The 13,476-nt window shown below is 52.3% G+C and carries 12 protein-coding genes and 1 tRNA gene; 8 read left to right on the plus strand and 5 right to left on the minus strand.

What is annotated here, in order from left to right:
• Window positions 1–730 precede the first annotated feature (730 nt).
• Window positions 731–1,042, minus strand: coding sequence for a DUF3077 domain-containing protein (locus tag KGB07_RS25330; RefSeq protein ID WP_223466861.1), 312 nt, complete (start codon window positions 1,040–1,042; stop codon window positions 731–733).
• A gap of 772 nt (window positions 1,043–1,814) precedes the next feature.
• Between KGB07_RS25330 and KGB07_RS25335 the strand changes: the two genes are divergently transcribed.
• Window positions 1,815–3,671, plus strand: a complete 1,857-nt coding sequence (locus KGB07_RS25335) for a DEAD/DEAH box helicase (protein WP_223466862.1) — start codon at window positions 1,815–1,817, stop codon at window positions 3,669–3,671.
• Window positions 3,668–4,096: a hypothetical protein gene (locus KGB07_RS25340; protein ID WP_223466863.1), complete on the plus strand. Its 429-nt coding sequence runs from the start codon at window positions 3,668–3,670 to the stop codon at window positions 4,094–4,096. The genes KGB07_RS25335 and KGB07_RS25340 overlap by 4 nt, the downstream gene beginning before the upstream one ends.
• A 598-nt stretch (window positions 4,097–4,694) precedes the next feature.
• On the opposite strand, the gene KGB07_RS25345 is transcribed toward KGB07_RS25340, so the two are convergent.
• From KGB07_RS25345 to KGB07_RS25360, 4 genes are all read right to left on the minus strand, one after another.
• The gene (locus KGB07_RS25345) at window positions 4,695–5,261 is read right to left on the minus strand and encodes a hypothetical protein (protein ID WP_223466865.1); all 567 of its coding nucleotides are present in this window, start codon (window positions 5,259–5,261) and stop codon (window positions 4,695–4,697) included.
• Window positions 5,261–6,082: a hypothetical protein gene (locus KGB07_RS25350; RefSeq protein ID WP_223466867.1), complete on the minus strand. Its 822-nt coding sequence runs from the start codon at window positions 6,080–6,082 to the stop codon at window positions 5,261–5,263. The genes KGB07_RS25345 and KGB07_RS25350 overlap by 1 nt, the downstream gene beginning before the upstream one ends.
• Before the next feature lie 369 nt (window positions 6,083–6,451).
• Window positions 6,452–6,781: a hypothetical protein gene (locus tag KGB07_RS25355; protein ID WP_223466869.1), complete on the minus strand. Its 330-nt coding sequence runs from the start codon at window positions 6,779–6,781 to the stop codon at window positions 6,452–6,454.
• Window positions 6,782–6,932: 151 nt separating this feature from the next.
• Window positions 6,933–7,017, minus strand: a tRNA-Leu gene (locus tag KGB07_RS25360).
• Window positions 7,018–7,125: 108 nt separating this feature from the next.
• Here KGB07_RS25360 and queA point away from each other — a divergent pair.
• The 6 genes from queA (at window position 7,126) to KGB07_RS25390 (ending at window position 13,232) form a co-directional block, all read left to right on the plus strand.
• Window positions 7,126–8,190 (plus strand): tRNA preQ1(34) S-adenosylmethionine ribosyltransferase-isomerase QueA, encoded by a 1,065-nt coding sequence (gene queA / locus KGB07_RS25365; protein ID WP_223466871.1) that lies wholly within the window; start codon window positions 7,126–7,128, stop codon window positions 8,188–8,190.
• 14 nt (window positions 8,191–8,204) lie between these two features.
• The gene (gene tgt / locus KGB07_RS25370) at window positions 8,205–9,320 is read left to right on the plus strand and encodes a tRNA guanosine(34) transglycosylase Tgt (protein WP_160387208.1); all 1,116 of its coding nucleotides are present in this window, start codon (window positions 8,205–8,207) and stop codon (window positions 9,318–9,320) included.
• A 43-nt stretch (window positions 9,321–9,363) separates the two neighbouring features.
• Window positions 9,364–9,702: a preprotein translocase subunit YajC gene (gene yajC / locus KGB07_RS25375; RefSeq protein WP_007916913.1), complete on the plus strand. Its 339-nt coding sequence runs from the start codon at window positions 9,364–9,366 to the stop codon at window positions 9,700–9,702.
• A 64-nt stretch (window positions 9,703–9,766) separates the two neighbouring features.
• Entirely contained in the window at window positions 9,767–11,635 is a 1,869-nt protein-coding gene (gene secD, locus KGB07_RS25380; RefSeq protein WP_046040278.1) for a protein translocase subunit SecD, read from the plus strand.
• Between the two features lie 9 nt (window positions 11,636–11,644).
• Window positions 11,645–12,559, plus strand: coding sequence for a protein translocase subunit SecF (gene secF, locus KGB07_RS25385; RefSeq protein WP_223466873.1), 915 nt, complete (start codon window positions 11,645–11,647; stop codon window positions 12,557–12,559).
• A gap of 121 nt (window positions 12,560–12,680) precedes the next feature.
• On the plus strand, window positions 12,681–13,232 hold the full coding sequence (locus KGB07_RS25390; protein ID WP_046040280.1) for a glycine zipper 2TM domain-containing protein: 552 nt from the start codon (window positions 12,681–12,683) through the stop codon (window positions 13,230–13,232).
• Window positions 13,233–13,476: the final 244 nt, after the last annotated feature.

A 13,476-nucleotide genomic window follows, 5' to 3' on the forward strand; every position in this document is an offset into this window, starting at 1 on the left:
GTAATTGCTCAGCAGGCTGTCGGCCAATTTAACCAGTTCAGGATCAGGTTTGACTCGTTTGGCGCGCTTGGATTTTGGCTCGGTCATTGGATTTCCTTGGGGTAGGCAGTCTCCTGCCAAATGACCGTTTACACAAAACTAATTACACCCTCGGAGGCTGGAAAAACCGAAGCCAACCCTTGCCTGCTGGCGACGTTGACATTGCCATTAGGCTACGACAGCATTTATCCCAATCGCGCCCGATCCTCTGGTGCTGGCTCAGTCCGGCATTACGTTCGGGCCTTCTTGTTTATGGAACATGGAAGTTGCCTAAGCCAGCCCCTCCGAAGCGTTCCTTACGAAACCATTGGGGCTAATCCCAAATACCACTAAACACACAAAACCCCTGTGGGAGCGAGCCTGCTCGCGAAAGCGCCAGCCCAACCACCATCAATGCCGATGGTGCACTGCAATCACAAACCACTCACCACTCGGGCCAAACAATGCCCGTCAGCCCATCGCAATCCATGTAGGAGTGAGCCTGCTCGCGATAGCGCCAGCCCAGCCACCATCAATGCTGAAGATGCACCGCAATCACAACCCACTCACCGACTCAGGCCAAATAATGCCTGTCAGCTCACCGCAATCCCTGTGGGAGCGAGCTTGCTCGCGATAGCGCCAGCCCAAACAACATAAATGCCGAATCAACCACCACCATCACAAACCACCCACACCCCACAGGCCTCAAACACTAACCCTCAGCCGTCGCCCCCGCCCGCTTGGCTACCGGCGCACAAGTCCGATCCCGCGTCAGCACCTTCACCGCATCATCCACCAACGCCTTACTCATCGAAGTCAGATAATGCGCAGCCCAGGCGTGGCGGTCAGTGTCTCTGGCGTAAGCGGCATCTTCAGTGAGTGTCTTGGCCAGGAACAGAAAATCGGAGGCCATGGATAACGCATCGCCGAGAGGAACCCCGCGAGTGACATGAAACAGCGCTTGATCCGCACAGTAGATCGCGGGTGTCAGCCCGATGGTTTTGAGTTCAGATTGTTCAGTCATTGGCCACCTCCGAGGATGGAGAGGCAATGGGGGAGGGTGTTACGCGATTGGGAATTGCGTAGAGGGGAAAGCCAAATTTCAAACGGATTGATACTGCGCATTATCCAACTCCTTGATATGAGGAGCTGCCACGTTCGTTACCACACGAATGGGTGACAGCTGTGCGCAGGGTGGTAAACCGGGTATCAAGGAAACCGGCACGCCCGAGGGCGTCCCACGCACAGCCGCCATAACTCACGCCGCAGGCATAAAAAAAGCGCCTGGTGACGTGATTGGGGCGCTGTTGCGCCTTGAATAACTCGGGTTACCACACCCGGTCGCTGAATTGGCAGCGACGGTGGAAGGTTATCGTGCAGATACGTTTCCTGCAACCTTAGAAAGTTCCTGGCTCGTGCGCAATCTCGCTGCAATTCACTAGCTTTAGGCTGCGAAGAAAATATCCTTACGGCTATTTCGGAACCCTCTGACATTTCCCATTTCGCGGCCTTCCAGTATCGTTCCATTCAGCGAAGGATCGACAAAGCATGGGCGTATTCACAAAGACATTATCAGCGACAATTGGGCAAGCATGTCCTTGTAAGCTAGGCTCTGGAAGCATAATCCCGATACCGGCGTTTAATTCTCACTATTAAGTTTTTGCAGCTCAACGGTGATTGGTGAGGTCGCAGGAAGGGGGTGAATGCAGGAGCAAAAATGAGTCGCTTGAAGAATTTGCGCTAGCCTTTCAGAATTTCAACGTTTGGGCGTTTCTATTCAGGGATTAGATAATAATATGAACTATTTTATTGATACTGCTGTGAATATCGAAGGCAACAGCAGGTTGCGCACGCCACAAATCGAAGCGTACCTAAAGATAAAATCTTTTTTTTGTGTTCCAGAGAATAAAGAGGCTTTGGTAGTCCTTCCTACGGGCACTGGTAAAAGCGGTCTTATTTCTATTGCTCCTTTTGGTACGTGTAGCGGGCGGGTTCTCATTGTTACTCCTGGGCTAGTTACTAAGGATAGTATTAGGAAGACACAGGAAGCGCTGTATGATAATTTTTGGATTAATTTCGATGTTTTATTCAATCATCAAGACTTGCCAGTTACGGTTGAGTATTCTGCGGGGCTGCTAAGGCAGCATCTGGATAATAGCAATATAGTGTATTCAAATATTCAGCAGCTCACAAATAGTAGAGGAGCTTCGCTGGTTGATGCAGTTCCCCCGGATTATTTTGATTTAATAATAATTGATGAGGCTCATCACGCTCCGGCCGATAGTTGGAAGCAGTTGCTAGGATATTTCGGATCTGCAAAAAAACTTTTTGTGACGGGGACGCCCTACCGTGGCGACAATCAAGAGCTCCCTGGTGCGCTTATCCATGAAACGCAACTCTCAGAAGTGATGAGAGATAAATATGTAAAGTGGTTAAGGAAAGAGACGGTCAGCGCGCACTCACTGTTCTTTACTATTGCTGATTGTCCTGGGCGAAAATTTACTCGGGATGAAGTGATGGAGCTTAAGGATAAGGAGTGGGTGGAAAAGAGCGTTGCTTTGTCAGAGGAGTGTTCAAAGGACGTAATTAATCACAGTGTTGATAAGTTGAAGGAACTCAAAAAACAATCTCCTAAAGTGCCACATAAAATTCTCGCTGTTGGATGCAGTATTGCGCATGCTGAAGACTTGAAAAAATGGTACGGCGAACTAGGTTTACCTGTTGCACTTGTGCATAGTCAGATGGAATCGGCCGATGTTTTGTCTGAGTTCAGAAAAATTGATGCGCACGAGGTCGATGTAGTAGTTTCTGTGAATATGTTGATGGAGGGTTATGATCACAAATATCTCACCATTCTCGCCTTGTTCCGGCCTTACCGAAGTATTAATGCCTTTGCACAAATTGTAGGGCGTATTCTTCGAGCGATTCCTGTTGAAGAGATCAGTGCATTTGAAATCGATAATAATGCGTTGATCATCTACCATCAGGAAACAGGTCTTGATGAGATGTGGCATATATTTCAGCAAGAAGTAGATAGGGCGAAGCATCAGAGGACTAGAGAATACGAGTTTTTGGAACGTGACTATGTAGAGCGTGATAGCTCATTGGGCGGAGTCGTAACCGAGGCTATTTTCTCAGGTAATGCCGAGTCCTATTTGGAGGATTTGGACTTCAATCTATTGTTTAAGCAGAAGCGTCAAGAAATTAACGACGCAGCAGAAGCACAGCTAACAGAAATTCAAAAAGCAGGTAACTTTGATGAGGAAACTCTCAAACGATTGAAAGATGTGTTGGTGGACGCAAAAACGAAAGAGGTTTCACAATATATTGATCCGAACTTGATAGAGAAGAGGCCAGCCCTAGCTCGTCAGCAGCTACGCAAAATATTAGCGAAGAAAATTCAGGATGAATCTGCAAGTTTGTTATCTGATCGTGGACTGGAGGATAAAGGGGTAGAGCTAAGTAAGACTTTCAAAAGGATTATCAGTTATATTAAACTTGATACTCCAAATGATGGTGTACTTGTAATTTATATCAATCACAAGCTATACTCCCGCTTCGGTAAGCGCGAGGCTTTAGAGAACAAGGCCTTAATGCAAGCTTTAGAGTGTGTTCCAGCTATAGTAGAAGAGTTAAGAGGTATGCTCCGATGAATGTTTCTTTGGATAAAGCGGTCCAAGGCTTGCTTGATCTACATCTAACTCGGGGTGTTCAGCCTTCCGATCTTGCTGATAATTTGTTTGATGTAGAGTATACAGATTACAGCTTGAAGAAGAGGGGTTCAATTTTGATTCTTGATCTCTCATATCAGGAAGAGTTAGAAGATTCTTTTCAGAAGATTTGTATGCGCTACACTTATAGTGCGGAAAGGTATCTGGTCAAGATTGAACAGCGTGTAGGCTTGAGTAAGTTTTCTGTTCAGTGGTGCAGAAGTATAGCTATAGCAAGCGCCGTTGCCGATGTTACTCAATGCCTGTCTAGCGCGGGATTGTCAGGCAAGGCGATCAGTAAGGTGCTTGATACCTTGCCTCAAGATTTGATCGATTCAATTGGTGAGCGTTTGAAACTGGTGGCGTAATTGTTATTCAGAATGGAGGCCCGGTGCAAATGCCGGGTTTTTTTTGTTTTCTGAATATAGTTTTCTATTGTTTTCGTTTAGAAGTAAGTTGGGTTGATTTAGTGCTTGTAAATAAATTAACTCCCTTCTCCGTCCTTTTTCAGCTCGTCCCCTTTCAAATCGGTTACATGGTGTATTAGATAGATATGTAGAGCGTCGACGTCAGGCATGATCGCGACGACAGCAAAACCTACAAAAAGGAAGAGAGATAGTTATGTCGTGACAAAAAAAACCGGTTTGTAGTGATGGCTAGTCGCACGAGCATTCATCAATAAAATCGGCGTTCTTTTTTCAGTGTTTTGTAGGCTTTCGTGAAGAGCCACTAAAAGGGTAGTTGTCAACTACAGCTCGCGTGCGTGCGTCTCTAGTAGTAGGGGATGTAAAAAGTAGTGGTGACTGACCGCCATTACATCGTTGGGAAGATTAGAAGGTGTTGTCTGTCCCCTGCGTTGTCTCATTTCATTGACGCCAATTTAGATACTTTCTTGGCTGTGGTGAGGGAGTATCTAATAAGAATAGTTTTTAAAATTTTGTCGATTTTCGAAACGATAGTATTAAGTCATAGGGACATAGATGGTGGAGGTCCACTCATGCTGTCATTATGCACCTTGGCATTTGTTGCGAACTCAAAAAACAGTCCCCAATACTCTTCGCAAACATTTATTCCGTGTTTAAAGTTTTCGCCGTACATGGCGCAATATGAATAATATCCAAACATGTAAAATGCTACGTTGTCATCAATTTGCTTTGATCGAACAAGCAGTGCTATCTCTTCAAAAAAGGCCATTAGCTTCCGCTTTTTGTCCCACATTCGTTCGTCCGCCAGCCGCGGGTCATCTGAGTCAATGAGGCATAGGATTTCGTAAAGGTCTTTATCGTCAAATAAGCGTCTGTGCTGAGCCAAGAAAAACTCTGTTCTTTTTAATCTCGCAGTAACCTCCTTATCTTGTATGTCCTTTAGCCTTTGTTCGTCAAGTCTGCGTAATTCCTGATAAATCTTATATAAACCTACACTTCCAAAAATTACCATTGCAATTACACTTGCCGCCTGCCAGCAGGATGCCCATTCTGCCATGGTCAGGCATGTATCGATTAAAGCAACACAGTAGCGTGAAGGATCCGACATTATAAGATCTCTAGAATATCTTCAACGATGTAGCGTTTGACTACTCCGTGTGCACTTATGATTTTCTTGACCCTAAGGTGGACCTTTCCAGGCAGACCATCGTTATGCTCTTGCATCGACTTTAAGGAAAGACCTTTTAAACGATGGTCGTCCGGGTGCGCTAGTGCGAATGATACAACCTTGTCCTCCTCATCAGAAAATAGGCGACCAAAATGGCTAAGGACGTTCACTTTTGTGACGTTTCCTACGATGTACTCGCTTCCGGCTGCAACTTCTCTAGTTGTTACGTAGTCCAGAGTTTCGCTGCCCAAGGTAAGGGCGTCTCCTACTCTTGGGCGGTTAAAGAAAACTTTTACATTGTCGTCTCGAGCAATTGCTCTGTGCATAAGTAACATGGGTGATTCAAGAGCATCGGATATCTCATGAATAAATAACTCGTTTTTTTGGGAGATTTTTTTCACGTAAGATGTCGTAGGTTCGATCTCTAAGCCTACTGAGTTCGACAATACCCAAGTTAAGTAGTCCCAGAAAACACTAACTAATACTGTGTTGCCCACTTTTTTTGCAATTTTTTGATCAAATCTAATATCGACCTGTTCTTCAAAGCAGCCTTTTCTTGATGAGTGAACAAATGCTTGCGCTCCTTTTGCGCTTTGATTTTTTGTTCTTACTTCTTCGTTGTTAGAAAAAGAGTGTGCTACCAGATTGACGGCTCTAGCCAGTCCGGTAATGGTATTTGCCGCATCATAAATATCTAGAAGACCTTCGTCTGCAACTCCACCCTCAAGACGCAAGATTAAATTTACTTCCTTAACTTCCATATTTATTCCTGTTTTTAATCAAATCTACGGCTTGCATACGCGAGTGACATTATTTGGCCACCCTATGATTTAACATTTTACAAGGGGCAGAGCAATGACCTTGCTCACCGAGATGGAACGTGCCGAGTATCAGAGGTGCCCCTGAAAGTCTCTGTTAAGGGACGCTACGTCTAATCCCTCATCCCGATCTCGGATTTATTCCCGTCTATAAGGAAAAGCACAGAAGCTGTCGATCAAGCGAATCATTCCTGGTCGTGATGCCGTCCAAATGCAAAAGTCGAGCTGGAAAAAGGGATTGATTATTGGTCAAGACGCGGCGGCCAGTATCGGTTCGCCTATCGGGCGTGCCCGATTTTTAGGCGGCCCCTTTTATTGGATGTCTTTCAGGTAATGCTTGAGCGCGATAAGGGGGGCATCAAGCTGCTCCATCATCCGAACAGCGCTGAAATTTGCCGCCAACCCATGCAGTTCACGCCCCAGGACCGTATCAACTCCGCCGACAGCGTTCAGCGCCAATTTCAAACATTCATCCACTTTCGCCTGGATCGCCTCAATATCTCCCCTACGTACCAACAACCCAAAAACCTCCCGCTCATAATCACTCATCATCAGATCATCCCGCAGAATCGGACTTGAATCTTCAGTCTCATAAGCAAGCTTGAGGCAGAACAGGGCGACGGTTTCCAGCAGCAGTTCCATGGGGTGAATCCTTGAGAAGGGTCGTACCGGTCGAGGATACGAAGATCAAAAGCTCGCAGCCTTCGGCAGCTCCTACACAGAACGGTGGGGTGTCAGGTGCTTTTTTGCGGACGAAAAAAAAGGCCTTGCAAAGCAAGACCTTTCTTAATTTTGGTGCCCCGAGGGAGACTCGAACTCCCACTCCTTTCGAAAACGGATTTTGAATCCGCCGCGTCTACCAATTCCGCCATCAGGGCTCAATGGCGGCGAAGTATAGAGATGAGATAACCGCTGGTCAATCAGGTACATGGAGAATTTTTGATATTTCCGCTAGACTTCCCGGCCCTGCTAGACGACACCCCATCATGCGCGTTGCTGACTTTACCTTCGAGCTCCCTGATTCGCTGATCGCCCGCCATCCGCTGGCCGAGCGGCGCAATAGTCGCCTGTTGACCCTGGATGGGGTCAGCGGCGCCCTGGCACACCGTCAATTCACTGATTTGCTGGAGCATTTGCGCCCCGGCGATTTGATGGTGTTCAACAATACCCGGGTGATTCCGGCGCGGCTGTTTGGCCAGAAGGCTTCCGGCGGCAAGCTGGAAATCCTGGTGGAGCGGGTGCTCGACAGTCATCGCGTGCTGGCTCATGTGCGTTCCAGCAAGTCGCCGAAGCCTGGGTCGAAGATCCTCATCGACGGTGGTGGCGAGGCCGAGATGCTGGCACGGCACGATGCGTTGTTCGAGCTGTGCTTTGCCGAAGAGGTGTTGCCGCTGCTCGACCGCGTCGGGCACATGCCGCTGCCTCCTTATATAGACCGCCCGGATGAAGGCGCCGACCGCGAGCGTTACCAGACCGTCTACGCCGAGCGTTTGGGCGCGGTGGCGGCGCCGACGGCGGGACTGCATTTCGATCAGGTGCTGATGGAGTCGATTGCCGCCAAGGGCGTCGAGACTGCGTTCGTGACCCTGCACGTCGGCGCTGGCACCTTCCAGCCGGTGCGGGTCGAGAAGCTTGAAGACCACCACATGCACAGCGAATGGCTGGAGGTCGGCCAGGACGTGGTCGATGCCGTTGCCGCCTGCCGCGCTCGCGGTGGTCGGGTGGTGGCGGTGGGGACCACCAGCGTGCGTTCCCTGGAAAGCGCCGCCCGCGATGGCGTGCTCAAGCCGTTCAGTGGCGACACCGACATTTTCATTTTCCCGGGCCGGCCGTTTCATGTGGTCGATGCCCTGGTCACCAACTTCCATTTGCCCGAATCCACGCTGTTGATGCTGGTTTCGGCGTTCGCCGGTTATCCCGAAACCATGGCCGCCTACAAGGCTGCCGTGGACAACGGTTACCGCTTTTTCAGCTACGGTGATGCGATGTTCATCACGCGTAATCCTGCGCCGACTGCCCCTAAAGAATCGGGCCCAGAGGAAACAGTATGAGTCGCACCTGTCGTATGTCTTTCGAGCTGCTGGCCACTGATGGCAAGGCTCGTCGCGGTCGTTTGACCTTCCCGCGCGGTACCGTCGAGACCCCGGCCTTCATGCCGGTGGGCACCTACGGCACGGTCAAGGGCATGCTGCCACGGGATATCGAGGCGACTGGCGCTGAAATCATTCTGGGCAACACTTTCCACCTGTGGCTGCGCCCGGGCACGGAAGTGATCAAGAAGCACGGCGACCTGCACGATTTCATGCAGTGGAAAGGCCCGATCCTGACTGACTCCGGCGGTTTCCAGGTGTTCAGCCTGGGCGCCATGCGCAAGATCAAGGAGGAGGGCGTGACCTTCGCTTCCCCGGTCGACGGCGCCAAGGTGTTCATGGGTCCGGAAGAGTCGATGCAGGTCCAGCGTGACCTGGGCTCGGACATCGTGATGATTTTCGACGAATGCACGCCGTACCCGGCCGACGAAGACGTTGCCCGTATTTCCATGGAATTGTCCCTGCGTTGGGCCAAGCGTTCGAAAGAAGCCCATGGCGAGAATACGGCGGCGCTGTTCGGCATCGTGCAGGGCGGCATGCACCAGGACCTGCGCATGCGCTCCCTGGAAGGCCTCGACCAGATCGGCTTCGACGGCCTGGCTATCGGCGGCCTGTCGGTGGGCGAGCCCAAGCACGAGATGATCAAGGTGCTGGATTATCTGCCGGGCATGATGCCGGCTGACAAACCTCGTTACCTTATGGGCGTTGGCAAACCGGAAGACTTGGTTGAGGGTGTGCGCCGCGGTGTGGACATGTTCGATTGCGTGATGCCAACCCGTAATGCCCGCAACGGGCATCTGTTCATTGATACCGGCGTGCTGAAGATCCGAAACGCGTTCCATCGCCATGATGATTCGCCGCTCGATCCGACCTGCGATTGCTATACCTGCCAGAACTTCTCCCGCGCTTACCTGCATCACCTGGACAAGTGCGGCGAAATGCTGGGGAGCATGCTCAATACCATCCATAACTTGCGTCATTATCAAGTGCTTATGGCTGGTTTGCGCGAGGCTATTCAACAGGGTACATTGGCCGCCTTTGTCGATGCCTTCTACGCCAAACGCGGGTTACCTGTTCCGCCTTTGGACTGAGTTTACTGACCCCAAGATTCAACATTTGCAACTGGAGTGCTAAATGAGCTTTTTTATCTCTAATGCCATGGCTGACGCCGCTGCACCTGCTGCTGCCGGCCCAATGGGCGGCGGTTTCGAGTGGATTTTCCTGGTCGGTTTCCTGGTCATCTTCTACCTGATGATCTGGCGTCCACAGGCCAAACGCGCCAAAGAGCAGAAGAATCTGCTGAGCAGCCTGCAGAAAGGCGACGAAGTTGTGACCACCGGCGGCATCGCCGGCAAGATCACTAAAGTTGCAGACGATTTCGTTGTTCTGGAAGTTTCCGACACCGTCGAAATGAAATTCCAGAAAGGCGCCATCGCTGCCACGCTGCCAAAAGGCACGCTCAAAGCGATCTAAGTTTCAACTTCATATTCAATCGACGGGGCGCGCAAGGCGCCCCGCGTCATAAACGGGCGGCGTGATGCTGAACAAATATCCTCTGTGGAAATACATTCTGATCCTGGCGGTGCTGGCGGTCGGTCTGATTTATTCCGCTCCCAATCTTTATCCTGATGACCCGGCCATTCAGGTCAGCGGTGCAAGCACTGCGTTGCTGGTCAATCAGGCTGATCTGGACCGTGTAAGCACGGCGCTCAGAGAGTCCGGGATCAACGTCAAGGCTGCCACCCTGGCTGCCAACGGCAAGGGCGGTCTGATTCGTCTGACCAAGGCTGAAGACCAGCTGCCGGCCAAGGACGTTGTACGCAAGGCGTTGGGTGATGACTACGTCGTTGCATTGAACCTGGCACAAACCACCCCGCAATGGCTGCGCAACCTCGCTGCGCACCCGATGAAGCTGGGTCTGGACTTGTCCGGTGGTGTGCACTTCCTGCTGGAAGTGGACATGGACAAAGCCCTCGACGCGCGCCTGAAAGTCTACGAAGGCGACGTCAAGAGCCTGCTGCGTAAAGAGAAGCTGCGCTATCGCAGCCTGCCGCAAGTGGGCGGTGCCATTCAGCTGGGCTTCGCTGATGAAGACAGCCGCGAACAGGCTCGCTCGATCATCCGCAAGAACTTCAACGATTTCGACATTGTTCCGGCCGACCTCAATGGTCAACCGGTGCTGCGTCTGGCGATGACCCCGGCCAAGCTGGCGGAAATCCGTGAATACTCCATCAAGCAGAACTTGACCACGGTACGTAACCGCGTCAACGAGCTGGGTGTTGCCGAACCGATCGTCCAGCGCCAGGGCGCCAACCGCATCGTGGTTGAGCTGCCGGGCGTGCAGGACACCGCCGAAGCCAAGCGTATCCTCGGCAAGACGGCTAACCTGGAGTTCCGTCTGGCTGCTGAGCCGGGTGCTTCGAAAGCCACTTCCGAATCCTTCGAGTTCCGTGAGGGCAAGCGTCCTCCTGCGCTGATCGAGCGTGGCCTGATCATCACCGGTGACCAGGTAACCGACGCCAAGGCTGGCTTCGGCGAGCACGGCACCCCGGAAGTGAACATCCGTCTGGACGGTCACGGCGGCGAGCTGATGAGCCGTGCGACCCGTTCGAACGTCGGTCGCAGCATGGCGGTGATCTTCATCGAGCAGCGTCCGGTTACCACTTACACCAAGCAGATGGTCAACGGCGTCGAGAAAGACGTGCCGGTCCAGAGCTTCAAGGAAGAGAAGAAGATCATCAGCCTGGCGACCATTCAGTCGCCACTGGGTGCTCAATTCCGCATCACTGGCCTGAACGGTCAGGGCGAGTCGTCCGAACTGGCGCTGCTGCTGCGTGCCGGTGGTCTGGCTGCACCGATGTACTTCGCTGAAGAACGCACCATCGGCCCAAGCCTGGGTGCCGACAACATCACCAAGGGTATCGATGCGTCGTTGTGGGGCATGCTGTTCGTCTCGCTGTTCATCATGGCCATCTACCGCTTCTTCGGCCTCATCGCCACCGTCGCGCTGACGGTGAACATGGTGATGCTGCTGGCCCTGATGTCGCTGCTGGGTGCAACGCTGACCCTGCCGGGTATCGCCGGTATCGTGTTGACCATGGGCATGGCGGTCGACGCCAACGTGCTGATCTTCTCGCGGATTCGTGAAGAGATCGCTGCCGGCATGACCGTGCAGCGCGCAATCAACGAAGGCTTCGGCCGGGCATTCACCGCGATTCTCGACGCCAACCTGACCACCTTGCTGGTCGGCGGCATCCTCTTTGCCATGGGCACCGGCCCGGTCAAGGGCTTCGCAGTGACCATGTCCCTCGGGATCTTTACCTCGATGTTCACGGCCATCATGGTGACCCGCGCGATGGTCAACCTGATCTTCGGCGGTCGTGACTTCAAGAAGTTGTGGATTTAAGGGGCTGCCATGTTACGTACAATCAACTTCATGGGCGTTCGCAACTTTGCGTTCGGCGTCACATTGTTCCTTACTGCGCTGGCAATATTCAGTGTCTTCCATAAGGGCATGAACTGGGGCCTGGACTTCACCGGCGGTACGCTCATCGAGCTGACCTACGAGCGTCCGGCCGATGTCACCAAGGTGCGTGAGCAACTGGTGACCGCGGGTTATCACGAAGCCATCGTGCAGAACTTCGGTGCGACCACCGATCTGCTAGTGCGTATGCCTGGCGAAGACCCGCAACTGGGTCATCAGGTAGCCGAGGCCTTGCAGAAGGTTGGCGGCGAGAACCCGGTGACGGTCAAGCGCGTCGAGTTCGTCGGCCCGCAGGTGGGTGAAGAGCTGCGCGACCAGGGCGGCCTCGGCATGCTGATGGCGCTGGGCGGCATCCTGATCTACCTGGCTTTCCGCTTTCAGTGGAAGTTTGCGGTCGGTGCGATCGTTTCCCTGATCCACGACGTGATCGTGACCGTCGGTATCCTGTCGTTCTTCCAGATCACCTTCGACCTGACGGTGCTGGCGGCGGTACTGGCGATCATCGGTTACTCGCTCAATGACACCATCGTGGTATTCGACCGGGTTCGTGAGAACTTCCGTGTACTGCGCAAGGCCACCCTGATCGAGAACATCAACATCTCGACCACGCAAACCCTGCTGCGGACCATGGCGACTTCGATCTCCACCTTGCTGGCGATCGCGGCCCTGCTGTTCTTCGGTGGCGACAACCTGTTCGGCTTCTCCATCGCCCTGTTCATCGGTGTTCTGGCGGGTACGTACTCGTCGATCTACATCGCGAACGTGGTGCTGATCTGGCTGAACCTGAGCACGGAAGACCTGATTCCTCCGGTCAACACCGAGAAGGAAGTCGACGACCGTCCTTGAGGGAAAAATCCTAATAGGCTGTCATCCAAAAAAGGCGCGAGTTGAACTCGCGCCTTTTTTTGTGCTCCAAGGCTGGGAGAAGCGCGGATACGCTCCGCATGTGATGGTCCAGGAGGTTCATGTGAACAAGTCGATGCTGGTTGGTGCGGTATTGGGTGCTGTCGGTGTGACTGCCGGGGGTGCTGTGGCCACCTACAGCCTGGTTAAAAAAAGCGGTCCTGAGTTTGCTCAGGTTCTAGCTGTTGAGCCGGTCAAGACACAAATCAAGACTCCACGTGAAGTATGCAAGGATGTAGCGGTCACCCGGCAGGCGCCGGTGAAGGATCAACATCAGATCGCCGGTACGGTGGTCGGTGCATTGGCAGGTGGTTTGCTGGGTAACCAGATCGGTGGCGGCACCGGTAAGAAGATCGCCACGGTCGCGGGTGCTGTCGGTGGTGGCTACGCCGGCAACAAGGTGCAGGAAGGCATGCAAGAGCGTGACACCTACACCACGACCCAGACCCGCTGTAACACCGTTAACGACATCAGTGACAAGGTTGTAGGTTACGACGTGCGGTATTCGCTGGACGGCAAGGAAGGCAAGGTGCGCATGGATCGTGATCCAGGCAACCAGATTCCGGTGGATAAGGAAGGCAAGTTGATCCTGTCTGAGAATCAGGCGGCTCAGTGATCTGCTGATGTTGGATAAAAAAGAAGCACCCTGCGGGGTAATGCCGATCAGTTAAGCCTCATTGCTTGACCTTTGGCCGCAAGAAATCAAAATCCGATGCCTGAATAGGCATCGGATTTTTTTATGCGTCTGGCTCGGGCACTGGAACTGACCCACAACTTCGTCTCGACTCCCAATTCCCTCGAGGGATTGGACTCGTTGCTTGATCCATCGCTGGTCGAACAGGCCTTGGAACAAGCCGGTG

It is taken from the genome of Pseudomonas sp. GL-RE-26 (genome assembly GCF_019956275.1).
Lineage (GTDB): Bacteria > Pseudomonadota > Gammaproteobacteria > Pseudomonadales > Pseudomonadaceae > Aquipseudomonas > Aquipseudomonas grandcourensis.

Bases quoted from the DNA above. Each gene is read 5' to 3' on its own strand.
- KGB07_RS25330 (WP_223466861.1), bottom strand. From the start codon at position 1,042: ATGACTGAACAATCTGAACTCAAAACCATCGGGCTGACACCCGCGATC.
- KGB07_RS25335 (WP_223466862.1), top strand. From the start codon at position 1,815: ATGAACTATTTTATTGATACTGCTGTGAATATCGAAGGCAACAGCAGG.
- KGB07_RS25340 (WP_223466863.1), top strand. From the start codon at position 3,668: ATGAATGTTTCTTTGGATAAAGCGGTCCAAGGCTTGCTTGATCTACAT.
- KGB07_RS25345 (WP_223466865.1), bottom strand. From the start codon at position 5,261: ATGTCGGATCCTTCACGCTACTGTGTTGCTTTAATCGATACATGCCTG.
- KGB07_RS25350 (WP_223466867.1), bottom strand. From the start codon at position 6,082: ATGGAAGTTAAGGAAGTAAATTTAATCTTGCGTCTTGAGGGTGGAGTT.
- KGB07_RS25355 (WP_223466869.1), bottom strand. From the start codon at position 6,781: ATGGAACTGCTGCTGGAAACCGTCGCCCTGTTCTGCCTCAAGCTTGCT.
- queA (WP_223466871.1), top strand. From the start codon at position 7,126: ATGCGCGTTGCTGACTTTACCTTCGAGCTCCCTGATTCGCTGATCGCC.
- tgt (WP_160387208.1), top strand. From the start codon at position 8,205: ATGTCTTTCGAGCTGCTGGCCACTGATGGCAAGGCTCGTCGCGGTCGT.
- yajC (WP_007916913.1), top strand. From the start codon at position 9,364: ATGAGCTTTTTTATCTCTAATGCCATGGCTGACGCCGCTGCACCTGCT.
- secD (WP_046040278.1), top strand. From the start codon at position 9,767: ATGCTGAACAAATATCCTCTGTGGAAATACATTCTGATCCTGGCGGTG.
- secF (WP_223466873.1), top strand. From the start codon at position 11,645: ATGTTACGTACAATCAACTTCATGGGCGTTCGCAACTTTGCGTTCGGC.